Origin of the sequence: Streptococcus cristatus (assembly GCF_003943505.1) — a bacterium.
GTDB lineage: Bacteria > Bacillota > Bacilli > Lactobacillales > Streptococcaceae > Streptococcus > Streptococcus cristatus_E.
On record NZ_RJPS01000009.1, the window covers coordinates 41,417 to 66,856 of the forward strand.

The 25,440-nt window shown below is 43.5% G+C and carries 22 protein-coding genes and 1 pseudogene; 20 read left to right on the top strand and 3 right to left on the bottom strand.

Going from position 1 to position 25,440, the window contains the following annotated elements; all coding sequences use genetic code 11:
* Positions 1 to 111: 111 nt before the first annotated feature.
* From D8792_RS08365 to D8792_RS08415, 11 genes and pseudogenes are all read left to right on the top strand, one after another.
* Complete coding sequence (locus D8792_RS08365) at positions 112 to 1,464, top strand: ABC transporter ATP-binding protein (protein WP_260470274.1); 1,353 nt, start codon at positions 112 to 114, stop codon at positions 1,462 to 1,464.
* A 228-nt stretch (positions 1,465 to 1,692) separates the two neighbouring features.
* A pseudogene (locus D8792_RS08370) lies at positions 1,693 to 2,691 on the top strand (acetylxylan esterase).
* Positions 2,692 to 2,951: 260 nt separating this feature from the next.
* Positions 2,952 to 3,650: an N-acetylmannosamine-6-phosphate 2-epimerase gene (locus D8792_RS08375; RefSeq protein WP_125373660.1), complete on the top strand. Its 699-nt coding sequence runs from the start codon at positions 2,952 to 2,954 to the stop codon at positions 3,648 to 3,650.
* A gap of 14 nt (positions 3,651 to 3,664) precedes the next feature.
* Positions 3,665 to 4,798, top strand: a complete 1,134-nt coding sequence (locus D8792_RS08380; protein ID WP_125373661.1) for an ABC transporter ATP-binding protein — start codon at positions 3,665 to 3,667, stop codon at positions 4,796 to 4,798.
* A gap of 23 nt (positions 4,799 to 4,821) precedes the next feature.
* Positions 4,822 to 5,274, top strand: a complete 453-nt coding sequence (locus tag D8792_RS08385) for a YhcH/YjgK/YiaL family protein (RefSeq protein ID WP_002894431.1) — start codon at positions 4,822 to 4,824, stop codon at positions 5,272 to 5,274.
* 17 nt (positions 5,275 to 5,291) lie between these two features.
* A complete protein-coding gene (locus D8792_RS08390) occupies positions 5,292 to 6,638 on the top strand; it encodes an ABC transporter substrate-binding protein (protein ID WP_125373662.1) in 1,347 nt (448 codons plus the stop codon).
* 67 nt (positions 6,639 to 6,705) lie between these two features.
* Positions 6,706 to 7,590, top strand: a complete 885-nt coding sequence (locus D8792_RS08395) for a carbohydrate ABC transporter permease (RefSeq protein WP_125373663.1) — start codon at positions 6,706 to 6,708, stop codon at positions 7,588 to 7,590.
* On the top strand, positions 7,590 to 8,423 hold the full coding sequence (locus D8792_RS08400; protein ID WP_002898776.1) for a carbohydrate ABC transporter permease: 834 nt from the start codon (positions 7,590 to 7,592) through the stop codon (positions 8,421 to 8,423). The genes D8792_RS08395 and D8792_RS08400 overlap by 1 nt, the downstream gene beginning before the upstream one ends.
* Positions 8,424 to 8,495: 72 nt before the next feature.
* A complete protein-coding gene (locus tag D8792_RS08405; RefSeq protein ID WP_125373664.1) occupies positions 8,496 to 9,599 on the top strand; it encodes a Gfo/Idh/MocA family protein in 1,104 nt (367 codons plus the stop codon).
* Positions 9,600 to 9,661: 62 nt separating this feature from the next.
* On the top strand, positions 9,662 to 10,579 hold the full coding sequence (locus tag D8792_RS08410; RefSeq protein WP_125373665.1) for a dihydrodipicolinate synthase family protein: 918 nt from the start codon (positions 9,662 to 9,664) through the stop codon (positions 10,577 to 10,579).
* Positions 10,580 to 10,596: 17 nt separating this feature from the next.
* Entirely contained in the window at positions 10,597 to 11,481 is an 885-nt protein-coding gene (locus D8792_RS08415) for an ROK family protein (RefSeq protein ID WP_125373666.1), read from the top strand.
* Positions 11,482 to 11,749: 268 nt separating this feature from the next.
* On the opposite strand, the gene D8792_RS08420 is transcribed toward D8792_RS08415, so the two are convergent.
* Positions 11,750 to 12,595, bottom strand: coding sequence for a MurR/RpiR family transcriptional regulator (locus D8792_RS08420; protein ID WP_125373667.1), 846 nt, complete (start codon positions 12,593 to 12,595; stop codon positions 11,750 to 11,752).
* 334 nt (positions 12,596 to 12,929) lie between these two features.
* On the opposite strand from D8792_RS08420, the gene D8792_RS08430 reads away from it, so the two are divergent.
* The 4 genes from D8792_RS08430 to D8792_RS08445 all read left to right on the top strand — a co-directional run bounded on the left by D8792_RS08430 (position 12,930) and on the right by D8792_RS08445 (position 17,229).
* Complete coding sequence (locus tag D8792_RS08430) at positions 12,930 to 13,625, top strand: GNAT family N-acetyltransferase (RefSeq protein ID WP_125373669.1); 696 nt, start codon at positions 12,930 to 12,932, stop codon at positions 13,623 to 13,625.
* Between the two features lie 123 nt (positions 13,626 to 13,748).
* Positions 13,749 to 15,233: a threonine synthase gene (thrC, locus tag D8792_RS08435; protein ID WP_125373670.1), complete on the top strand. Its 1,485-nt coding sequence runs from the start codon at positions 13,749 to 13,751 to the stop codon at positions 15,231 to 15,233.
* Between the two features lie 107 nt (positions 15,234 to 15,340).
* Positions 15,341 to 16,618, top strand: a complete 1,278-nt coding sequence (locus tag D8792_RS08440; protein WP_125373671.1) for an MATE family efflux transporter — start codon at positions 15,341 to 15,343, stop codon at positions 16,616 to 16,618.
* A complete protein-coding gene (locus tag D8792_RS08445) occupies positions 16,615 to 17,229 on the top strand; it encodes an HAD-IA family hydrolase (RefSeq protein ID WP_125373672.1) in 615 nt (204 codons plus the stop codon). Before D8792_RS08440 ends, D8792_RS08445 begins: the two co-directional genes overlap by 4 nt.
* 47 nt (positions 17,230 to 17,276) lie before the next feature.
* Here D8792_RS08445 and D8792_RS08450 read toward each other — a convergent pair whose 3' ends face one another.
* Positions 17,277 to 17,762: a YcxB family protein gene (locus D8792_RS08450; RefSeq protein ID WP_125373673.1), complete on the bottom strand. Its 486-nt coding sequence runs from the start codon at positions 17,760 to 17,762 to the stop codon at positions 17,277 to 17,279.
* Positions 17,763 to 17,874: 112 nt separating this feature from the next.
* Between D8792_RS08450 and polA the strand changes: the two genes are divergently transcribed.
* From polA to D8792_RS08480, 5 genes are all read left to right on the top strand, one after another.
* A complete protein-coding gene (polA, locus tag D8792_RS08455) occupies positions 17,875 to 20,517 on the top strand; it encodes a DNA polymerase I (RefSeq protein ID WP_125373674.1) in 2,643 nt (880 codons plus the stop codon).
* 260 nt (positions 20,518 to 20,777) lie between these two features.
* A complete protein-coding gene (locus tag D8792_RS08460) occupies positions 20,778 to 21,215 on the top strand; it encodes a CoA-binding protein (RefSeq protein WP_125373675.1) in 438 nt (145 codons plus the stop codon).
* Entirely contained in the window at positions 21,216 to 21,713 is a 498-nt protein-coding gene (locus D8792_RS08465; protein ID WP_125373676.1) for an AAA family ATPase, read from the top strand.
* Between the two features lie 324 nt (positions 21,714 to 22,037).
* Positions 22,038 to 22,703 carry a DUF6287 domain-containing protein gene (locus tag D8792_RS08475; RefSeq protein ID WP_125373677.1) on the top strand — a complete coding sequence of 222 codons (666 nt, stop codon included), beginning with the start codon at positions 22,038 to 22,040 and terminating at the stop codon, positions 22,701 to 22,703.
* Positions 22,704 to 22,929: 226 nt separating this feature from the next.
* A complete protein-coding gene (locus tag D8792_RS08480) occupies positions 22,930 to 24,396 on the top strand; it encodes an alpha-L-fucosidase (RefSeq protein ID WP_125373678.1) in 1,467 nt (488 codons plus the stop codon).
* Between the two features lie 194 nt (positions 24,397 to 24,590).
* Here D8792_RS08480 and D8792_RS08490 read toward each other — a convergent pair whose 3' ends face one another.
* Positions 24,591 to 25,424 (bottom strand): DUF975 family protein, encoded by an 834-nt coding sequence (locus tag D8792_RS08490; protein ID WP_125373679.1) that lies wholly within the window; start codon positions 25,422 to 25,424, stop codon positions 24,591 to 24,593.
* Positions 25,425 to 25,440 lie beyond the last annotated feature (16 nt).

A 25,440-nucleotide genomic window follows, 5' to 3' on the forward strand; every position in this document is an offset into this window, starting at 1 on the left:
GTTTAAGGAAGAAAAAATGAGAAACAACTATTTATACAGGTTTAACCAATAAGCGCTTTACATATTAGACATTTATATTAATGCACACAGTTTTTATAGATGAGAAAATATATGTCTGTCATTTTGAACTTTATCACATCGGTATTGCCAAATCTTATTTTAAATGGGATTGTGATTATGGGTTCTCTCTATTTTCTGGTAAATATCAGTCTGCCCTTGACATTACTATCTTTCTTACTATTTCCGTTTTTATTATTTGTCATTATTCCGATAAATCATCGGCTAGAAAGTCACTATACAAGCTATCAAGAAGGACTGGGAGACATTTCTAGTCGGATTAGTCATCGTTTCACTCATATCCGTTTGATGAAATCCTTCAATGGTGAAAAGAGTGAGGAAGAATCCATGGCTCACTCTTTTAATCAATTAAGCCACAACTTCAAAAAGATTATTGGTCTATCCTCCATTCAACAAACTTTGTCAAATGGATTGACCATGACCTTTATCATTTTACTCTTGGTGGTGGCTGGTTTGGAAGTCTCAAAAGGCAATATGACCATGAGTAGCTTGATGACTTTTGTTCTTTATCTTACACAGTTGATTGACCCTATCACAGATATTTCTGAATCTATGACGGATTGGACAGAGTTTCATAGTGTTTCAAATCGTTTAATGGAGATGGTAGAGTTAGATAAAGAAGCAGGAGGAGAGACAGGGTTAGAGCTTTCTAGATCGAGTATCATCATGAAGAATGTTAATTTTTCCTATGATCAGGAAAATGTCTTAAACGATTTATCCGTCAATATTCAAGCGGGACAGCATACGGCCATTGTTGGACCAAGCGGTGCAGGGAAATCGACTATTTTTGCTCTATTGATGAAATTCTATCAAGATTATAAGGGAGATATCTTCATTGGCAATCAGAGTTTAGCAGGCTTATCTGAGGAACAATTGAGAAAGATGATTGCTTATATTCCTCAAGATAATACCTTGTTTCATGGAACGATCAGGGAAAATCTTCTCTATGGGAAAAATAAAATCGTCTCAGAAGAACGGATGAATGAAGTCTTAGAAGAACTGGGGTTGGCGTGTTTGATAAGGGATTTAGACAAAGGTTTAGATACGGAGATTTCTGATAGTGGTACTGGGCTGTCCGAGGGACAAAAGCAACGTTTTAATATTGCGAGGGCTTTATTGCTGGAGCATCCGATTTATCTGTTAGATGAAGTGACAGCAAGTTTAGACAGTGTGACAGAACAAAGAATTAGTAAAGCAATTGATAAGCTGACAGCAGGTAAAACACGCATGACAATTGCGCATCGTTTGCATACAGTCAAGAAAGCAGATTCAATTCTTGTTTTAGATAAAACTGGACGGATAGTGGATCAAGGGACTCATCATCAGTTGCTGCTTAGAAATCATCTTTATCAAGAATTTCTATCAAATGTTCAAAAAGCAGGTTAAAAGGTGTGATTCTTTATTTACCTCGCTTGCTTTGTTTTTAGTAATGTGACATTAAAAAGAGGTCAGGGAATTTCTCCGACCCCTTTTTTTGAAACTAGTTTCAAAAAGAAAGAGAATCATAGCAAAAACGGAAACTAAATTCTTCTTTCTGTAAAGGATTGAAAAAGGTGAGGGGCTGTGCTATTGTTTTTGTAAGGGTTTACAAAAACAATAGTGTTGGAGGATGAGATGCGCAATCCAGATTTATTAGCAGAGGCAAAGGATTACAGAGGCAGGGATGAAGTTCCAGCGGATTTTGATGCTTTTTGGGATCGTCAGATTAGCAGTTTGAGTAGCTTGCCAGACTATCAGCTGATTGAGAAAGACTTTCAAATCGCTGGGGTGACCTGCTATGAGCTAGTGTTTGAGGGGACGAATCAGGGGCGAACTTATGCCCGTATGGTCCTTCCTAAATCGAGTAAAAAAGTTCCGATTATCTTTCATTTCCACGGTTATATGGGGCGTGGCTGGGATTGGGCCGATATGCTAGCTTATACGGTTGCTGGCTATGGTGTTGTATCTATGGATGTACGCGGCCAGTCAGGTTATTCCTTGGATGGTGGAGCGTCTGTAAGGGGCAATACGGTCAAGGGTCAGATTATCCGTGGGGCAGTGGATGGACGAGAGCGTCTCTTTTATAAGGATGTCTATCTGGATATCTACAGCTTGATTGAGATTGTGGCGAGTTTGGACCTTGTGGACGAGGAGCATCTATCCAGTTAAGGGGCTTCTCAGGGTGGAGCCTTAGCTTTGGTGGCAGCGGCTCTCAATCCGCGCATTAAGCAGACAGTGGCTATCTATCCTTTCTTGTCAGATTTTCGGCGGGTGCTAGAGATTGGCAATACCAGCGAGGCCTATGATGAGCTTTTTCGGTATTTTAAATTCCACGATCCTTTCCATGAAACGGAGGATGAGATTATTCAGATCTTGTCCTATATCGATGTGAAAAATATGGCTCACCGCATTCAAGGGCGGGTGAGGATGATAACGGGACTGGCTGACGATGTTTGCTATCCGATTACCCAGTTTGCGATTTACAATCGGCTGGAGTGTGCTAAGGAGCACCATCTCATGCCAGAGTACGAGCATGAAGCCATGAATGTCTATGTCAATGATAGGGTCTTCAACTGGCTTTGTGGCTCAAAGATTAACCATCCATCCTTACTGGAAGCTTTTAAAGATTGGTAAAAATAGATAGCAGCAAGAAAGAAACCAAGCCTGAGATTAGCATAATCTCAGGCTTTTTATGGAAAATTATTCAAAATATATAGTAACTTTTTTGCTCAAAAATACTTCGAATACTGAAAGTAGTTTCAAATTTTAAGAAAGGAAGTTGGTTTTTAGAAACTAAAATCTAAATCTCAAAACTTATTGAAAGCGCTTTACTTTTTGTATATAATGACATTATAAAAAGAACGGAGAAAACATAGAAAAAGGAGAGATTATTTATGTCACAGATTAGCAAAGATCAATTAATTGCAAAAATCAAAGATGGCATTATCGTTTCCTGTCAAGCTCTGCCTCATGAGCCCCTCTATACAGAGGCTGGTGGAGTCATCCCTCTCTTGGTCAAGGCGGCTGAAGAGGGCGGAGCGGTTGGTATTCGAGCCAACAGCGTGCGAGACATCAAGGAGATTAAGGAAGTAACCAAGCTCCCGATTATCGGGATTATCAAACGGGACTATCCACCACAGGAGCCTTTTATCACTGCGACTATGCGGGAAGTGGATGAGCTGGCTGCCCTTGATATCGAGGTCATCGCTCTGGACTGCACCCAGCGAGAACGCTATGATGGTTTGAAGATTGAGGACTTTATCCGCCAAGTCAAGGAGAAATATCCGCAGCAACTGCTGATGGCCGACATCAGTACCTTTGAGGAAGGCATGGCAGCTGTAGCAGCTGGTGTTGACTTTGTCGGTACAACCTTATCAGGCTACACTTCCTACAGTCCTAAGGTAGACGGACCAGACTTTGAACTGGTCAAGAAGCTTTGTGATGCGGGAGTAGATGTGATTGCTGAGGGCAAGATTCATTATCCAGATCAAGCCAAGCAAATCCATGATTTGGGTGTCCGCGGTATTGTAGTAGGTGGAGCCATTACTCGACCAAAGGAAATCACCGAGCGTTTCGTTGCAGCAGTAAAATAAAGTGAGGTAAAGCAATGACGACCTTAAAGTTAAATAAGCTCTACAAAAAATATCCTAATAGTGATTTCTACTCTGTAGAAAATTTCGACTTGCAAATCAAAGATAAAGAATTTATCGTCTTTGTTGGTCCTTCTGGATGTGGAAAATCGACGACCTTGCGCATGATTGCGGGACTGGAGGACATCACTGAGGGCGAGCTCTATATCGATGAGACACTAGTCAATGATATTGCTCCCAAGGATCGTGATATTGCCATGGTCTTCCAGAACTATGCCCTCTATCCACACATGACAGTCTATGACAATATGGCTTTCGGGCTTAAACTTCGCAAGTACAGCAAGGAAGATATTGACAAGCGGGTGCAAGAAGCAGCTGCCATCCTTGGTTTGAAAGAATTTTTAGACCGCAAACCAGCGGACTTGTCTGGTGGTCAACGTCAGCGGGTAGCCATGGGACGGGCCATCGTCCGAGATGCCAAGGTCTTCCTGATGGATGAACCTTTGTCAAACTTGGATGCGAAACTACGGGTATCCATGCGTGCTGAGATTGCCAAAATCCACCGCCGTATCGGAGCAACAACCATTTACGTTACCCACGACCAGACAGAGGCCATGACGCTTGCAGACCGGATTGTTATCATGTCAGCAACCAAGAATCCTGCTGGCACTGGAACCATTGGTCGAGTGGAACAAATCGGTAGTCCACAAGAAGTTTATAGAAATCCAGTTAACAAGTTTGTGGCAGGCTTCATCGGTAGCCCAGCCATGAATTTCTTTGAAGTGAACTTAGAGGGCGATCAGCTTACAGATGGACAAGGTTTTGCTGTTGGACTTCCAGACGGTCAACGTAAAATCCTAGAAGAAAAAGGTTATCAAGGGAAGAAAGTGATACTGGGCATTCGACCAGAGGATATCTCAGCTGAGTTGATAGCTGCTGATGCTTTCCCAGATTCTGTTGTTGAAGCAGAGATTATAGTTTCTGAACTTTTAGGAAGCGATTCTATCCTTTATTGTAAAGTAGGAGTTCAGGAATTTTCTGCACGTGTTGCTGCTCATAATTACCATGAAGCAGGTCAAAAAATAGACTTGGTATTCAATATTGCAAAAGCACACTTCTTTGAATTAGAGAACGGTTCTCGTATTAAATAAAATTTTATAAGGAAATTTTAATTATGATTGTAACGGAAATTAATAATCTATCAACTTATGTAGGAGTAAATCCATATTTTGAAAGATTAATAAATTTTTTAAAAACAGTTGATTTAGGAAGTCTTCCAGAAGGGAAGATAGATATTGAAGGTGATAAATTATTTGGCAATTGTTTTAGTTATGTAGCAGATGGTCAACCAGGAGATTTCTTTGAAACTCATAGGAAATATCTTGATATCCATCTGGTGTTAGAAAATACAGAAGATATGGCAGTTTCTTCTGTTAAAAGCACAACAGTTAGTCAACCTTATAATAAGGAAAAGGATATTGAGTTATATGAAGGAAAAGTGGAGCAGCTTATTCACTTGAAATCTGGAGAATGTTTAATAACATTCCCTGAGGACTTGCATCAGCCAAAAGTTCGTGTAAATGATCTACCCTTAAAAAAAGTAGTATTTAAAGTAGCTATTTCTTAAATAGGAAGAGGTAAACTATGAAAAATCTAAAGAAATTTTTATTCGTTCTTCTAACAGGACTTATCGCACTGATAATCAGTGGTTGTTCTCCAAGTGGGGAAAATAGTAAAGGAAACGATTCAGGTGAATTATCTGGGGAAATCGTTATGTGGCACTCATTTACACAGGGACCTCGTTTAGAAAGTATCCAGAAATCTGCAGATGAATTTATGAAGAAGCATCCAAAAGTTAAGATTAAAATTGAAACTTTTTCTTGGAATGACTTTTACACCAAATGGACAACAGGCCTTGCTAACGGAAACGTACCTGATGTCAGTACAGCTTTGCCGAACCAAGTAATGGAAATGATTAACTCAGATGCTATTGTTCCATTGAATGATACAATTGACAAAATTGGAAAAGATCGTTTCAATAAAACAGCTCTGAATGAAGCAAAAATTGGCAGTGATTACTATTCTGTTCCTCTTTATTCCCATGCACAAGTGATGTGGGTACGTACAGATTTATTAAAACAACACAATATTGAAGTGCCTAAAACCTGGGATGAACTTTATGAAGCATCCAAGAAATTGACAGCTGATGGAGTTTATGGTATGTCAGTGCCGCTTGGTACGAATGACTTTATGGCTACTCGTTTCCTGAATTTCTATGTTCGTAGTGCAGGAGGAAGCCTATTAACAAAGGATAAGAAGGTTGATTTAACTAGCGATTTGGCTCAAGAAGGAATCAAATACTGGGTGAAAATGTACAAGGAAGTTTCTCCTAAAGATTCACTCAATTATAATGTGTTACAACAAGCTACCCTATTCTACCAAGGTAAGACAGCATTTGACTTTAACTCAGGTTTCCACATTGGAGGGGTTGAAGCGAACAGTCCACAATTATTAGAATCAATTGATGCCTATCCTATTCCGAAGGTCAAAGCATCCGATAAAGATCAAGGGATTGAAACTTCAAATGTTCCAATGGTTGTATGGAAAAATTCTAAGCATCCAAAAGTTGCAAAAGCATTTTTAGAATATCTATATGAACAAGATAACTATGTTGGTTTCTTAGATTCTACACCAGTTGGCATGTTACCAACGATTAGAGGTATTTCTGATTTACCATCTTATAAGAATAATGAAAAACGCCAAAAATTCCAACATGCAGAACAAGTAATCAATGAGGCTGTTCAAAAAGGTACTGCTATTGGTTATGAAAACGGCCCAAGTGTTGAGGCTGGTATGTTGACAAACCAACACATTATTGAACAAATGTTCCAAGATATTATCACAAATGGGAAAGACCCCATGGCTGCAGCAAAAGATGCTGAAAAGCAATTAAACGATTTATTTGAAACGGTTGCAGTTGATGTGAAATAATACCTAGATTATTAGGGCTATGGTGCAGTAGCGCTATAGCCTCTTATTTTAAAGAAAGGGGTAAGAGATGGTCAGAGATCGTAATTTGACGCGTTGGATATTTGTACTACCAGCAGTGATTATCGTAGGATTACTCTTTGTTTATCCATTTTTTTCAAGCATTTTTTATAGCTTTACCAATAAGAATTTAATTATGCCCAACTATCGTTTTGTTGGTTTAGATAATTATAAAGCAGTATTGTCAGACCCTAATTTTTTTAGTGCATTTTTTAATTCAATAAAATGGACTGTCATTTCCTTAGCTGGACAAGTTACCATTGGATTTGTTCTAGCTCTTGCTTTGCATAGAGTGCGACGATTTAAAAAACTTTATCGGACGTTGTTGATCGTACCGTGGGCTTTTCCTACAATTGTTATTGCTTTTTCATGGCAATGGATTCTAAATGGTGTCTATGGGTACCTGCCAAATATTATTGTTAAGCTTGGTTTAATGGAGCATGCCCCAGCTTTTCTGACTGATAGCACGTGGGCCTTTATTTGCTTGGTGTTTATCAATATCTGGTTTGGAGCTCCAATGATTATGGTTAATGTTTTATCTGCACTTCAAACAGTTCCCCAGGAGCAGTTTGAGGCGGCTAAAATTGATGGTGCGACAAGTTGGCAAGTATTCAGACATATTACTTTTCCGCATATTAAGGTCGTTGTAGGACTGCTAGTTGTACTGAGAACGGTTTGGATCTTTAATAATTTTGATATTATCTACCTCATTACTGGTGGTGGTCCATCTAATGCGACTATGACCTTGCCGATTTTCGCTTACAACTTAGGTTGGGGAACGAAGTTATTAGGACGAGCTTCAGCAGTCACAGTATTGCTCTTTATCTTCCTATTGACAGTTTGCTTCATTTACTTCTCTGTAATTAGTAAATGGGAAAAGGAGGGTAGAAAATAATGAAGAAAAAATCAAACTTCTACTTAGATATCGGAGCTCATTTGGTTTTGATAATTGCAACAATTGTTGCAATCTTCCCGCTTGTATGGATTATTATATCTTCGATTAAAGGAAAAGGGGAGTTGACACAATTCCCAACTCGCTTCTGGCCTCAGACTTTTACGCTAGACTACTTTACACATGTTATTAATGATTTGCATTTCGTTGATAATATCCGAAATAGTTTAGTAATTTCTTTGTCTACAACAGTTATTGCAACGATTATTTCTTCCATGGCTGCTTATGGTATTGTTCGCTTCTTCCCTAAACTAGGAGCAATAATGTCACGGCTTTTGGTAACAACTTATATTTTCCCACCTATTTTGCTAGCAATACCTTATTCTATTGCAATTGCAAAAGCAGGTTTGGGAAATAGCATCATTGGCCTTATCATCATTTATTTGTCATTTAGTGTACCTTATGCGGTATGGTTGCTGGTTGGCTTCTTCCAAACGGTTCCAATTGGGATTGAAGAGGCGGCTCGTATCGATGGAGCAAATAAGTTTGTTACTTTTTATAAAGTGGTATTACCAATCGTTGCTCCGGGAATTGTTGCAACAGCGATTTATACCTTTATTAATGCGTGGAATGAATTCTTATATGCATTGATACTGATTAACGATACAAGTAAAATGACCGTTGCAGTAGCACTTCGTTCATTGAATGGATCAGAGGTGCTAGACTGGGGAGATATGATGGCGGCATCTGTGATTGTTGTATTGCCTTCTATCATCTTCTTCTCAATCATTCAAAATAAGATTGCAAGCGGTCTTTCAGAGGGGTCTGTAAAATAGACATTTCGAAACAGTGTTAGTCCATATATAAGTTAAAAATAGGATATTGTATTAAAAAATAGGAGAATAAAAATGGTTAAATATGGCGTCGTAGGAACAGGATACTTTGGAGCTGAATTGGCTCGTTATATGCAAAAAAATGATGGTGCAGAAATTACGATTGTTTATGATCCGGAAAACGCAGAAGTAGTAGCTGAAGAGTTAGGAGCGAAAGTTGCAGCTTCGATAGATGAATTAGTGGCTAGCGATGAAGTTGACTGTGTTATTGTAGCTTCTCCAAATAATCTTCATAAAGAACCTGTTATCAAAGCAGCTCAGCATGGAAAAAATGTTTTTTGTGAAAAACCAATTGCTCTTTCCTATGAGGATTGTCGCGAAATGGTAGATGCTTGTAAAGAAAACAATGTGACCTTTATGGCGGGGCATATCATGAACTTCTTTCATGGTGTTCATCATGCCAAAGAATTAATCAATCAAGGTGTGATTGGGGACGTTCTATATTGTCATACGGCTCGTAATGGATGGGAGGAGCAACAACCATCAGTATCTTGGAAGAAAATCCGCGAAAAATCTGGTGGTCACTTATATCACCATATCCATGAATTGGACTGTGTTCAATTTCTTATGGGTGGGATGCCTGAAACTGTTACAATGACTGGTGGCAATGTAGCTCATGAGGGAGAAAATTTTGGTGACGAAGATGACATGATTTTTGTCAATATGGAATTTTCAAACAAGCGTTTTGCTTTGCTAGAATGGGGCTCTGCTTATCGATGGGGTGAACACTATGTCTTGATTCAAGGGACAAAAGGAGCGATTCGTCTGGACTTGTTCAACTGTAAAGGAACTCTCAAATTAGATGGCCAAGAAAGTTACTTCCTAATCCATGAGTCACAGGAAGAAGATGATGATCGTACTCGTATTTACCATAGTACCGAAATGGATGGAGCCATTGCTTACGGAAAACCTGGTAAACGTACCCCATTGTGGTTATCATCTGTTATTGACAAGGAAATGCGTTACCTTCATGAAATCATGCAGGGAGCACCGGTAACAGAAGAATTCAAAAAATTATTAACAGGAGAAGCAGCTCTGGAGGCTATTGCAACAGCAGATGCATGTACTCAGTCTATGTTTGAAGATCGTAAAGTTAAATTATCGGAAATTGTAAAATAAAAGATGTGGGGATGAAACAATGATTTTCGTCCCTCTCATTTCTAAAACATTAGGAGAAAACTATGTCAGATTTAAAAAAATATCACGGTGTCATCCCAGCTTTTTATGCTTGTTATGACGAGGAGGGTGAAATCAGCCCGGAGCGGACTCGCGCTTTGGTGGAGTATTTCATCGACAAGGGCGTGCAAGGTCTCTATGTCAACGGCTCATCAGGCGAATGTATCTACCAGAGCGTGGCCGACAGAAAAGTAATTTTGGAAGAAGTAATGAAAGTTGCTAAGGGCAAACTGACCATCATTGCTCACGTAGCCTGCAATAATACTAAAGACAGTATCGAGTTGGCAAAACATGCGGAAGCTCTAGGAGTTGATGCCATTGCGGCTATTCCGCCGATTTATTTCCGTCTGCCAGAATATTCTGTCGCTCAGTACTGGAATGATATCAGTGCGGCTGCCCCACATACTGATTTTGTGATTTATAATATTCCGCAATTGGCTGGCGCAGCCCTGACTCCGAGTCTTTATAAGGAAATGCTGAAAAATGAGCGCGTGATTGGTGTGAAGAACTCTTCAATGCCGGTGCAGGATATCCAGACCTTCGCAGCACTTGGTGGCAGTGACCATTTGGTCTTTAACGGTCCAGATGAGCAGTTCTTGGGAGGTCGTCTCATGGGAGCAGCAGCTGGAATTGGTGGTACCTATGGAGCTATGCCAGAACTCTTCCTTAAACTGAATCAACTGATTGCAGACAAGGAATTGGAAAGAGCTAAAGAGTTGCAGTTTGCCATTAACGATATTATCGGCAAGCTAACCAGTGCTCACGGCAATATGTATGCTGTTATCAAAGAAGTTCTCAAGCTCAACGAAGGACTGGCTATCGGCTCTGTCCGTGCTCCTTTGACACCAGTCGTAGAAGCAGACCGTCCGATCGTAGAAGCAGCAGCGGCCTTGATCCAAGAAACTAAGGAGCGCTTCCTCTAAAAGAAAGAAGGATGCTTATGGGAAATTATGTTACGATTGACATTGGCGGCACCAATATCAAATACGGCCTGATCGACGACCAAGAAACGCTAGTAGAAGCCCATGAAATACCTACGGAAGCCCATAAGGGTGGTCCAGAGATTATGCGTAAGGTTCAAAAGATAGTTGCAGACTATGCGCAGGCTGGTTCAATTGAGGGGATTTGTATCTCCTCAGCTGGTATGGTCGATCCAGACAAGGGAGAGATCTTTTATGCTGGTCCTCAGATTCCTAATTATGCTGGGACGCAATTTAAGAAGGTATTGGAGGAGGAGTTTTCCATTCCTTGCGAGATTGAGAACGACGTCAACTGTGCCGGTCTGGCTGAGGTCATGTCTGGCCATGGTAAGGGAGCAAAAATTGCGGTCTGTCTAACGATTGGGACAGGGATTGGTGGCTGTCTAGTAGCAGATGGGCAAGTTTTTCACGGCTTTAGCAACTCAGCCTGCGAAGTAGGCTATCTGCACCTGCCGGACGGAGCCTTTCAGGATGTGGCTTCGACCACAGCCTTGGTCCAATATGTTGCTGATCTACATGGAGAAGACGCAGAGCATTGGAATGGCCGTCGGATTTTTAAAGAAGCAACTGAGGGCAATAAACTCTGTATTGAGGGCATCGATCGCATGGTTGGCTATCTGGGGCAGGGTATTGCCAATATCTGCTATGTGGTTAATCCAGAAATCGTCATCTTGGGCGGTGGTATCATGGGACAAGAGGCCATTCTCCGACCGCGTATCCAAGCGGCTCTCAAGGATGCTCTGGTGCCCAGCATAGCTGAGAAGACCAAACTAGCCTTTGCCTATCACCAAAATACGGCGGGCATGTTTGGGGCCTACTACCACTTTAAAAATAAACATCAGTAATCCAAGTAAACCTGAGGCCCCTCAGGTTTCTTGCTTTTAGAAAACTGCTTCTGTAGACGGCTGGACGATATTTTAGAAGAAATTGACATGACAGGAAAAATTCGGTGGATAGAACTAAATTTTCAAAAATTTAACTTTGCTCACTTGTCTTTAGAAGTAGATTTAAAAGGTTGCCCAAGACTTTTAAGAAGTATCAGCCCTTTGAGGTTAAGCAATCAGTAACCCATCAAGGAGTTAAAAATAAGGCCAGGATGTTTGTCCTAGCCTTTTATTGATGTCTACGGTAGTAACCGTTAAGTTTGTGGTTTTCCCAGTAACTATTGAAGATTCTTTCCTTTCTCTCTCGGTCAATTTCTAGGAAAAAGGCATAAAGTATATCAATCATCAGCAGCATTGGGAACTGAGCTGAGATTCGTTGGATGAACTGAGGTTTACTTTGCATTGCAACTGGGATGATTTCTGAAAAGTTTTCTTTAATCAAATCAGGCTGGCCAGTGATTAATACGGTCTTGGCTCCCATGCCCTTAGCATCAATCAGGCTGTCAATAATGGATGGGGTTTGACCTGAAAGAGAAAAGCCGATTACTAGGCAGTTTTTGTCTAAAATGCTCGTTGTCCAAGCAAAGCCATCCGCATCTGTCAGGGCTTCACAAATAACCCCTAAGCGCATGAAGCGCAGTTTCATATCGCGAGCAACGAGCCCCGAGCTTCCCGTGCCAAAAAAATATACACGATCCGCTTTTTCAATCAGTTGGGCTACGCGCTCCAACCTTTTTTCGTCAATCAAGTCCTCGGTTTGTTGCCGAATTTGAATATAGTTGCGTAGCACCTGGCGGGACGAATCATTTTTCAGATTTGTATGCTCCGTTTTGCTGATTTTCAGCTGTTGGAGATATTGGAAGTTGAACTCCCGATAGCCCTTAAAGCCACATTTTTTAGCAAAACGGGTCAAGGCCGCCTGTGAGATGTGCAAGGTTTGCGCTACTTCGAGGGAGGACAGATCCCCTTCTATATCGGTCGGATTCAAAAAATAGTCGGCAATCTGCTTTTCGACATCGGTCATAGTGTCGTAACAGCTTTCGATGATGGCCAAGATATTTTGCTGGTGTCTCATGATGGGTCACTTTCTTTGGTCAAAATAATAAAACATAATTTCATTATAACATAGTTTAGAGGGAATAAAGTGTTTTCACAGCCAAGAATTATCAGACCTCCCTTTCCATTGGAGTATGAGCGGTCAGTAGTTTCAGTATTTCCTGATAATATGACGGTCTTTCTTTCTGAGCAGCTATTTCCTAAAGATTGTGTCGGGTACAGGAAAAAGTGATATAATTTACACAAGTAATGTTCCAAGTTTGGATCTGAAGCAAGGAAGATAGGAGCTACTGTCACTTACAGCTTTCAATTCTTATTTTGGAAATCAGTAAAGCTAGATTGTGAGGTTTTTTATGCGAATCAACGAACTAGGCCAGCCTATTGGGGAGGCTCTGCCGGACTTTAAGCCGGGAGATCTGCCCAAGCTGGAGCGAATAGAAGGTCAGTATGTTGTTATTGAGCGGTTGTCCAAGGATAAGCATGGAGCAGATTTATACGAAGTATATGGTCCGAATTCTCCTGCTGACATGTGGACTTATCTCTTTCAAAATCCTGTTCAAAGTCAGGGTGAGTGGTCGGCCTTGCTAGATCAGATGTTGGCAGCTCCAGATCGTTTCCACTATGCCATTGTGGACAAGGAGAGTGGCAAGGCGCTGGGAACTTTCGCTTTAATGAGGATTGACCGAAATAACCGCGTTATTGAAATGGGAGCTGTGACCTATTCGCCCAAGCTGAAGCGCACCAGACTAGCCACAGAAGCCCAATATTTACTGGCGCGCTATGTCTTTGAAGAGCTGGAGTATCGCCGCTACGAATGGAAATGCGATGCCCTCAATCAGCCCTCAAGGCGAGCGGCAGAGCGGCTTGGCTTTACCTACGAAGGCACCTTCCGTCAGGCGGTCGTTTATAAGGGGCGCAACCGAGACACTGATTGGCTCTCCATGATTGACAGGGATTGGCCTGCCGTTAAGAGTCGTTTGGAGAAATGGCTGAGCCCAGACAATTTCGATGAAAAGGGACAGCAAATAAAAGCTTTGTCTGAGTTTTAACATTTGATTGAGTTGAAATCATAGGATTTCGACTCTTTTTGCTTTTTAATTTTGATGAAAATGGAGAATTTTCTGATAAATTTTGATATAATAAAACGAACTACAGATAAAGGATGAGAGAGAATGACCTTAGTTTATCAATCAACGCGTGACGAAAAGAATAGAGTGACAGCCAGCCAGGCGATTCTGCAAGGTTTGGCGACAGACGGCGGTCTGTTTACGCCCATTACCTATCCGCAGGTCGATTTGGACTTTGCCAAGCTCAAAGACGCTTCTTATCAGGAAGTAGCCAAGCTGGTTTTGTCTGCATTTTTGGATGATTTTTCTGAAGCGGAGCTGGACCACTGTATCACCAATGCCTACGACAGCAAGTTTGATGATGCGGCGATTGCTCCTTTGGTCAAGCTGGATGGTCAGTACAATCTAGAGCTTTTCCACGGAGCGACCATTGCCTTCAAGGACATGGCTTTGTCCATCCTGCCTCACTTGATGACAACCGCAGCCAAAAAGCATGGCTTGGAAAACAAAATTGTCATTTTGACAGCAACTTCTGGCGACACAGGCAAGGCAGCTATGGCAGGCTTTGCGGACGTTCCTGGGACTGAAATCATCGTCTTTTATCCGAAAGATGGTGTCAGCAAGGTTCAAGAGCTGCAAATGACGACGCAGACGGGTGCCAATACGCATGTCGTTTCCATTGACGGCAACTTTGACGATGCTCAGACCAATGTCAAACACATGTTCAATGACACCGACTTGCGGGCTCGTCTCTTGGAGCACAAACTGCAATTTTCATCAGCTAACTCCATGAATATCGGCCGTTTGGTGCCGCAGATTGTCTACTATGTCTATGCTTATGCTCAGTTGGTGAAGACTGGGGAAATCGTAGCAGGCGACAAGGTCAACTTTACCGTTCCGACTGGGAACTTTGGTAATATTCTGGCGGCCTACTATGCCAAGCAAATCGGTCTGCCAGTTGGCAAGCTGATCTGTGCATCAAATGAGAACAATGTCCTGACAGACTTCTTCAAGACGCAGGTCTATGACAAGAAGCGGAGCTTTAAGGTGACGACTAGTCCGTCTATGGATATTTTGGTTTCCTCTAACTTGGAGCGCTTGATTTTCCATCTGTCTGGTAACAGCGCTGAGAAAACAGCTGCTTTGATGGCGGCTCTGAATGAGCAAGGCCAGTATGAATTGACGGACTTTGACGCTGAGATTTTAGAGCTCTTTGCGGCTGACTATGCGACAGAACAAGAAACAGCTGCTGAAATCAAGCGGGCCTATCAAGTCTCTAACTACATCGAAGACCCTCATACAGCCGTTGCGTCCGCTGTCTATCAAAAATACTTGGCAGAGACAGGCGATCAGCGCAAAACTGTTATCGCGTCTACCGCTAGTCCTTATAAATTCCCAGTTGTAGCAGTTGAAGCTGTGACTGGTCAAACAGGACTCAGTGATTTCGAGGCTTTGGAGCAACTGCACGAACTTTCTGGCGTAGCCCTGCCACCAGCTGTGGATGGCTTAGAAACAGCCCCAGTACGTCACAAAACAACAGTCGCTGCAGACCAAATGCAGGCCGCAGTCGAGGACTACTTGGGCTTGTAAAAATTGCATAAAAAACTAAAATCAGCTGGATATCTGGTTGATTTTTTCTTAGGACGTCCAATGAAAGAAAGTGAAGTAGCTGATGCTTAAAAGGAAGAAATTTCTCTATGACGACTTATAAAAAAATCATGAATATCGCCTTGCCAGCTATGGCGGAGAACTTTTTGCAGATGCTCATGGGGATGGTCGACAGCTATCTGGTGGCCAGTCTTGGGCTGATTGCGATTTCCGGTGTCTCGGTGGCCGGCAACATCATTACGATTTATCAGGCAATCTTTATCGCGCTGGGAGCTGCTATTTCCAGCCTCATCTCTAAGACTCTGGCTCAAGGAGACAAGGAGCGTTTGGCCTATCATACAGCCGAGGCTATCAAGCTGACTTTACTTCTGAGTCTTCTGTTGGGGCTGATTTCCCTGATCTTTGGCAGGCAGATGTTGGATCTTCTGGGGACAGAAAAGGCAGTGACTGATGCGGGCGGTCTGTATCTGGCCCTAGTGGGCGGGACTATTGTCCTGCTGGGCTTGATGACCTCCTTTGGAGCTCTGGTGCGGGTCACGCGCAATCCTCGATTTCCCATGTATGTCAGCCTTCTGACCAATGTCCTCAACGCCCTTTTTTCAGCTCTAGGCATTTATGTCTTTCGGCTGGGTATTGTCGGTGTAGCATTGGGGACGGTGCTGGCTCGTTTGGTCGGTGTGCTCATTCTCTGGCGGGAGCTGGATTTGTCCACAATCCGCTGGCGCTGGGGCTTAGATCGAGAGCTTTTGCGCCTGTCTCTGCCGGCTGCTGGAGAGCGGCTCATGATGCGGGCGGGCGATGTGGTGATCATCGCTATTGTGGTCGTCTTTGGTACGGATGCAGTAGCGGGGAATGCCATCGGTGAAGTCCTGACTCAGTTTAACTACATGCCGGCCTTTGGGGTCGCGACAGCAACGGTCATGCTGGTAGCCCATGCGGTTGGCGAGGGAGATATGCAAGCGGTCGGTCAGATTCGTCAGTGGGCCTTCTGGCTGTCTATTGCTTGCATGCTGCCCTTGGCTTTAGGGATTTTCGCTCTTGGTCAGCCCCTGACCTTGCTCTATACGGACAATAACGGAGCGATCACAGCCAGTCTTTCAGTTATCCTCTTTTCCCTGTTGGGAACTCCCATGGCAGTAGGAACCGTGATTTATACAGCGGTTTGGCAGGGGCTGGGCAATGCCAGACTGCCCTTTTATGCCACGACTATTGGCATGTGGCTGATTCGCATCATTGCGGGTTATGTGCTGGGAGTGACTTGTGGCTTGGGTCTGCCAGGAGTCTGGGCTGGGACGCTCTTGGACAATGGCTTCCGCTGGCTATTTTTAAAGGTTTTATTTGACAGAAAAATGAGGGAAATCGCATGACAAAAGCTTTTATTTGGGATTTGGACGGCACCTTGCTGGACTCCTACGATGCTATTTTGGCAGGGATTGAGGAAACCTACGCTCACTATGGTCTGGACTTTGATAGAGCCAGTATTCACAGATACATCCTAAAGCACTCTGTCCAGAAGCTCTTGGAGGAAGTGGCATCTGAGAAGGACCTAGACGCTGCCGAGATGAATGCCTTCCGTGGAGCAAGCCTAAAGGAGAAAAATGCTCAGGTCCATATGATGGAAGGAGCTGCGGAGATACTGACTTGGGCTAAGGAGCAGGGCATTGCCCAGTTTGTCTATACCCACAAGGGACTCAATGCCCATCAAATCTTGCAAGACTTGGGCATTCATGATTATTTTACAGAAATCATCACAACAGCCAACGGCTTTGAGCGAAAGCCCCACCCAGAAGGTGTCGACTATCTGCTCGAGAAATATGGCCTTGACAAGCAGGAAACCTACTATATCGGCGACCGAACGCTGGATGTGGATGTTGCCGTTAACAGTGGCATCCAGAGCATTAACTTCTGTGACTACCGACCAGAAATCAATCAGAAGATAGAAAAGTTGCTGGATATACAGCAATTATTTACAAAATAAAAAGCAGACTAGAACTGATCTACTGTCAGTCTAGCCTGCTTTTTCTTTTACATATGCTCAATGTGAAGTTCTAGCAAGAACTCAAGAGCCTCGGGAGTACAGTTCTTTTTTTCAATAGGGAAGCCGACATTTGGCCCCAACATGATATAAAAATCATCTTTAGTATGGAAAACTTTGACGATGTCATCATAGCTATAAAGAAACTCTCCTCGTTTGCTTTTCACAGAAAATTTATCTTTCTCAAATATAAGAGTTTGCTCCATATCCTTCCAGTAAGGAGTTTTTTGATAGGCTTTCTTTATCTGAAAGTCCGTGCCAAAGTACATTACTGGGAATATAATCAAAGATGTAAATAGCACGATAAAGAAAGAAAAACGCCTCAGGTTTTCAGGTAGGAAGGTTAGATAGAGAGCTAGGATTCCTATCAGAATGAACAGATTTAGCAAAAATCTTTTCCCGCGTAAGAAAACAGACCAAGCAAATCGTTGATAGACTTCCTCAGTCACAAGAGTTGGAATGGTTATTGGGAACATGCTTTACCTCCTAGTTTTTATTATTATACCATATAGGAATTATTGAAATCACTTTTAAATTTTCCACGCCACCTTTTCTGTCTTTGTCCGCCTTTCGTGTTATAATAAATCTATGGAAAAAAAGAACAAATTATTATTAATCGACGGTTCATCCGTTGCTTTTCGCGCTTTTTTTGCGCTTTATAATCAAATTGACCGTTTCAAGAGTCCATCTGGCCTGCATACTAATGCTATTTACGGCTTCCACCTTATGCTCAATCATCTCTTGGAGCGCGTGCAGCCGACTCATATCTTGGTAGCTTTTGATGCTGGTAAGACGACTTTCCGGACTGAGATGTACGCCGACTATAAGGCAGGTCGGGCTAAGACGCCGGATGAATTTCGCGAGCAGCTGCCCTTTATCCGAGAAATGCTGCAGCACCTAGGCATTTGCTACTATGATTTGGCTCAGTACGAGGCGGATGACATCATCGGGACCTTGGACAAGATGGCTGAAAAGACGGCAGTGCCTTACGATGTGACCATTGTCAGCGGCGATAAAGACTTGATTCAGCTGACAGATGAGAATACCGTGGTGGAGATTTCCAAGAAAGGTGTGGCCGAGTTTGAGGAATTTACCCCAGCCTACCTCATGGAAAAGATGGGGATCACGCCTGAGCAGTTCATTGACCTCAAGGCGCTGATGGGCGATCAGTCGGACAATATCCCCGGCGTGACCAAGATCGGTGAGAAGACTGGTCTCAAGCTCCTCTTGGAGTATGGTTCTTTGGAAAATCTCTATGAAAATATTGACCAGCTCAAGGCTTCCAAGATGAAGGAAAATCTGATCAATGACAAGGACAAGGCTTTCTTATCTAAAACTCTAGCTACCATCAATACTCAGGCTCCGATTGAAATCGGGCTGGATGATTTGGTTTACAACGGTCCACAGGTAGAGGCACTGAGCACGTTCTACGACGAGATGGGCTTCAAGCAGCTCAAGGCTCAGCTAGGAACGGCTCAGAATCCTGTAGAAGTCAAACCAATTGAATTTACCAAAGTGACCGAGGTGACAGCAGATATGCTGGCACCAGAGCAATTCTTCTATTTTGAAATCTTGGGCGACAACTACCACAAGGAAGAGATTGTCGGTCTTGCCTGGGGAGATAATCGCCAGATTTATGTCGGCTCCAGCGATTTACTACAGCAACCTCTCTTTCAGGAGTTTTTGACAAAAACAGCTCTGAAAACCTACGACCTCAAGCGGGCCAAGGTACTGCTCAGTCATTATGGTATCGAACTACCAGCAGCATCCTTTGATGCTCGCCTAGCCAAGTATCTGCTTTCGACGGTCGAGGATAATGAGCTGGCGACCATTGCTCGCCTCTACGGCCAAACAATCCTGCCGACGGATGACGAGGTGTATGGCAAGGGAGCCAAGCAGGCTTTGCCGGAGCAAGAGCAGCTCTTTGAGCATCTAGCTCGTAAGGTTCAGGTACTGTTGGAAACAGAAGAGCCGATGCAAGAACAGCTCCGTTCCCACGATCAGCTGGATTTGTTGCTTGAAATGGAGCAGCCGCTGGCCTTTGTCTTAGCCAAGATGGAGATTGCGGGAATCAAGGTTGAGCGGGAAACCCTGCAGGGTATGCAGGCGGAAAATGAAAAGACGCTGGAAAGTCTGACTCGGGAGATTTACGATCTAGCTGGTCAGGAGTTTAATATCAACTCACCGAAACAGCTGGGAACCATTCTCTTTGAGGATATGGGGCTGCCGCTGGAGTACACCAAAAAGACCAAGACGGGCTACTCGACAGCGGTGGATGTACTGGAGCGTTTAGCACCGATTGCACCGATTGTGTCTAAGATTCTGGAATATCGTCAAATCAGCAAGCTCCAGTCCACTTATATCATCGGACTGCAGGAGGCGATTGCGGCTGACGGTAAGATTCACACTCGCTATGTTCAGGATTTGACTCAGACGGGCCGCCTTTCCTCTGTTGACCCCAACTTGCAGAATATCCCCGTTCGCTTGGAGCAGGGCCGTCTCATTCGCAAGGCCTTTGTGCCGGAGTGGGCAGATAGTGTGCTACTCAGCTCGGATTATTCCCAGATTGAGCTGCGGGTGCTGGCTCACATTTCGCAGGACGAGCATCTGATTGCTGCCTTTCAGCATGGAGAAGACATTCACACGGCTACCGCCATGCGGGTCTTTGGTATTGAAAAGGCAGAGAATGTAACGCCTAATGATCGCCGCAATGCCAAGGCTGTCAACTTCGGAGTAGTCTATGGCATTTCTGACTTCGGATTGGCCAATAATTTGGGAATTTCCCGCAAGGCTGCCAAGGACTACATTGAGACTTATTTTGAGCGCTTCCCTGGTATCAAGAATTATATGGAAACCATCGTCCGCGAAGCGCGTGATAAGGGCTATGTAGAGACCATTTACCATCGCCGTCGCTCCTTGCCAGACATCAATTCCCGCAACTTTAACATCCGAAATTTTGCGGAGCGCACAGCCATTAATAGTCCGATTCAAGGCTCCGCCGCAGACATTCTCAAAGTTGCTATGATTAATCTGGACCGAGCTCTGACAGAGAAGAATTTCAAGTCTCGCATGCTCTTGCAGGTGCACGATGAAATCGTGCTGGAAGTGCCAAATGACGAGCTAACGGCCGTCCGCCAGCTGGTCAAAGAAACCATGGAAGCTGCGATTGAATTGGCCGTTCCACTAGTGGCTGATGAAAATGCTGGCCAAACTTGGTACGAGGCAAAGTAAAACAAGATACAAAGAGCGTCAAAGCCAACTGAAAATCTGGAATCCGGACGAAGGAGTCATGCTCCTAGAACGAATTATCTATTTTCTAAGGTTTTAGCTCGTATTCAGTTTGAGAAATCAAGGGCGTAAAACACAAATTGAAAATAGAAAGCTGACATAGCATTCGATGAATGCAAGGAAAAATATCTTTTTTGTACCGCATTTGGCTAATATATCATTGTAAAAAAGTTGAAAATTATTTATAAAACAGGAGGAAGTTTATGACTTACCATTTTCAAAATCCCAGTGACGGCGTTGTCAAGCGCTATCTGGAAAACAGCAAGGTGATTGCCGTTGTTGGCCTGTCTGACCGCAAAGAAACAACCAGTAACCGTGTGTCCAAGGAGATGCAAGGGCGGGGCTATCGGATTATTCCAGTCAATCCACGGGCAGCAGGCAGTCAGATTTTTGGTGAAACGGTTTATGCCAGTCTCAAAGATATCCCTTTCCCAGTGGATATTGTCGATGTTTACCGTCGTAGCGAGTTTTTGCCAGATGTGGCGCGTGATTTTCTGGAAGCAGATGCCAAGATTTTCTGGGCTCAGTTGGGCTTGGAAAATGAAGAAGCTGAGCAGATTTTGCGGGCAGCTGGTCGCGAAGATATCGTTATGGATCGCTGCATCAAACGCGAGCATACCCGCTTGATTCTAGGCGAATAAATGGCCAAGTTAGTCATCATTCGTGGCAGTTCCGGCTCTGGCAAGTCGAGTCTGGCCAAGAAACTGCAGGCACACTATGGTCGAGGGACTCTCTTGATTGCGCAGGACACAGTTAGACGGGACATGCTCAAGGAAAAAGTTGAGCCGGGCAACCTATCTATTGACCTGACTGAAAGCCTAGCTCGTTTTGGCTACGAGCATGATTTGCTGGTCTTGGTAGAAGGGTTTTATGAGACAGACATTTACGGACAGATGCTGGAACGGTTGCGGACTTTGTTTGCTTCTCAGACTCTAGCCTATTACTATGATTTGACTTTTGAAGAAACCGTCCGCCGCCATCGGACTAGAGTAAAACAAGAAGAATTCACCCCATCCGACATGAAGCGCTGGTGGAAAGACCGAGACTTCTTAGGCTGGCAAGAAGAATCGCTCTTTAGGAATGAAGATTCTTTAGAGGCAGCCTTTGAGCGGATCGTTCAGGATTTAGAGAAAATTTGAAACGAAGCGAGAGTGGGACAGAAATCGGTAATTGGTTAGAATTCGATTTCGTCGTCCCACCTCCGCACAGTTGAGTAGGGCTGTAAAAGCTCATAAAATCAGCGTAGTAGAGCCCACTCAACCACTGCGTCTTGCTCGACAATCCAAAGACAATTGAGAGGCTAGGACTTTTGTCCTAGCCTCATTTTTGCATCAAAAAGGTATTTCCATAAATTGCAGATAAACTTTGAGAAAAATATTACACAAAATGTTGACAAAATTATTTCGTAGGATTACAATTAGATTACAAAATATTTCTTTTGTTACAAACAAGGAGGTTCCATGATGAAACGTAGTAAATTTATCTTATTGACAGCCACTGCCTTGTGCTCTGCTTTCCTGCTCGTAGCTTGTAGCTCTAAACCTTCCACTGAGTCTAGTAGTTCTACCTCTCAGAGCTCTAAGATTAGCAGTTCTAGCAAGTCTTCGACTAAACCATCAGCTAAGCAAAGTTCTGCTTCCAACGAAGCAAAAGCATCCTCTACTACCAAGCCTTCTAGCGACCAGAGTGTTTCCAGTCAAGCTGAGAAGCCCGTGGACAACAAGACTTCAGCAGATTCGAATACTCCAACAACTCCGGCTACTCCAGTGGCTCCAACAACTTCCGGTATGGATGTCAATGCTCTAGCAAATGGTGATTTCTCTAGCATTGCTGGTACTTGGCAAGACGATTTGGGCAATCAATTAGTTTTTGATGCAAATGGCTTGGTGTCCCATACTTACAGAGGAAATGAATCAAGCGACTACACTTTGACAAATAGTCAAATATATGAAGGTAAGTTTGGAGCGTTTTTAACTCATAAATCAGGGAATGAAGTGGCCTCCTTCACAGCCATTCCTAAAGGAGCTCGTCTTTATGATACTGGAAGTGAAAATCCGAAAGAACGCATTTTAGTGGGGCAAGATTTTACCTATGCAAGCCAACACCCCTACTATCGTATAGCGAATTGATGTGTTGAATGATGAGAATCATGGTGCGAGTGGCTTTCCAAGGTACTCATCATACTGACAATATAAAAACAAGGAACAGAATTGCTTGCTGTTCCTTTTTCTCTGCTTTATAGGGAATGTTTCCTCGCAGGACTGTTTTGGATTATTTTTTGTAAAATGGCTCTATCTTCTCAAAAAATTGGTACAATAAAAGAAAGCGTTTTAATCGAATGATGAGGTAGTAGCGATGAAAATATCTTTAGAAGAAATTCAAAGAGTTGCCAACCAAGGCCCTTTCTATCCAGACTGGGATTCTCTTGCGACCTATCAAGTCCCCAACTGGTTCAAAAGAGCTAAGTTTGGGATTTTTATTCACTGGGGACTTTACAGCCTTCCTGCCTTTGGGAGCGAGTGGTATTCTCGAAATATGTACATCCAGGGTACGGTAGAGTTTGACCACCATATCAAAACTTACGGGCCTCACAAAGATTTCGGCTACAAGGATTTTATCCCACTCTTTACTGCTGAAAATTTTCATGCGGACGAATGGCTGGGCCTCTTTAAAGAAGCGGGAGCCCAATATATTTTTCCAGTGGCAGAGCATCACGACGGCTTCCAGCTTTATGGCAGTCAGCTCTCTCCTTTTAATAGTGCAGAAATGGGGCCAAAGCGCGATATCTTGGGTGAATTGAGTCAGGCAGCCCAAAGAGAGCAGATTCATTTTTGTACTTCCTCCCATCGGGCGGAGCATCACTTTTTCTTTTCACATGGGAAGGAGTTTGTCAGTGACATTGCCAGCGAAGTCGGTCGCGAGGAACTCTATTGGCCGGCTATGCCAGAGCCAGACCACCATGATTTGTTTGGTCAGCCATATCCGAGTCAGGAATTTCTAGATGATTGGCTCCTGCGTAGCTGTGAGCTGGTTCGAGATTACCAGCCTGAGATTTTGTATTTTGACTGGTGGATTCAGCATGCAGCATTTAAAGAGCACATGAAGCTTTTTGCGGCCTATTATTATAATTTGGGTGCGGCCTATGGGAAGCCGACTAGCATTTGCTACAAGCATGATGCGCTGGCTTTTGGTGCGGGGATTGTGGAAGTGGAACGCGGTGGTTTCGCAGAGATCCAGCCCTTCACTTGGCAGACGGATACGGCTATCGCGCGAAATTCTTGGGGCTACACAGAGAACCTTGATTATAAGTCAGCTAAAGAAATCATCCAGACCTTGATTGATGTTGTGTCAAAAAATGGGAATTTACTGCTGAATATCGGTCCGAAAGGAGACGGGGCGATTCCAGAAAAAGATAAAGACATCTTGAGAGAGATCGGGACTTGGCTCCAAGTGAATGGTCAAGCGATCTATGACTCACGCGCGTGGAGGCAATTTGGAGAAGGTTCTACACAAGTAGACAGCGGACCATTTTCGGATGGTAAAAACATCCCTTATACAAATCAGGATTTTCGTTTCACGGCCAAGGGCGGAGCAGTGTATGCCTTTCTGATGGAGCCTGCAGCAAATCAATGGCTGACGATTCAGGCCTTAGCTGACGAAAGAGAAAATCCTGCTTCCCGCTTTCATGGCATCATAGAAGAAGTGTCCTTACTAGGCTATGAGGAACCGCTCAAATGGGAGCAAACGCCCCAAGGTTTGCGCGTCTTCATGCTGAGTGTAGCAGGCGACTTACCCTTGGTGTTGAAGGTCCAACTGCGTTAAATCTAGATGAAAAAATGAGGCTGGGACAAAAGTCCTAGCCTCTCAATTGTCTTTGGATTGTCGAGCAAGACGCAGTGGTTGAGTGGGCTCTACTACGCCGATTTCATCAGCTTTTACAGCCCTATTCAACTGTGCGGAGGTGGGACGACGAAATCGAATTCTAACGAATTACCGATTTCTGTCCCACTCTCATTTTACTTACTTAGTGATTTTAAATTTTCATAAAAGAGCACCCGAGCTGTTGTGATGTAAGGATAGGCCACAACCCCAGCGATTCCCAGTGTGATACCAATCAGGATATACCAGCCGATAAAGCTCAGATCCAGCAAGAAACGTTTCCATTTATAGCCTTTCATCATGCGTCTGCTTTGCACAAGAACTTGCCAAGGACCTTGGTAGGTGCCCGTGCTCAGCTGATCGTAAAGGATGAAGTCGGTCTGAGAGTAAGCATAGTTGGCCATCAGGAAGACTGCCGTACCAGCCAAGACAATGAGAGTGCCAAGAAACATCATGGGCGCATAGCTGACGATTTGCTCTACCTCAGGACTAGCAGCTGTCAATTGGGACACATCGGATATTTTCCCATAAATAGCCAGCACCTTGTAACTGCTGAAAACAAGGAAAAATGAACCGACAAGGCTGATAGAATTCCACAACAAGAGGAGAATACTCTTAGTCAGCTGTGTGATAAAAATCGGCGAAAAAAGCTCGGCAGAAAAGATTCGACCAATATCTGTAAAGCCAACCGTATCGCGTTTTTTTCGGACGACTTCCATCATGCTGAAGCTAGCAGATAAAAAGAGCAGGGCGATGATAAATTCTACGGTTTGTGGAAAAATTTGACGACCAAAAATTACAACAAAGGCCTGATTGATCTCCAACTGGGGAATAATCTCCTCCAGATGGCGGTTGGGAGACAGATAGGTAGATAAGATGGTTACCAGAGTTGGAATGGCAAAGAGCGAGTATATGCCGTTGGTTTGATTTCGGATGGTGCGTGCCTGGGCGCGGATTTCACTTAAATTCATACAGACCTCCATTTCA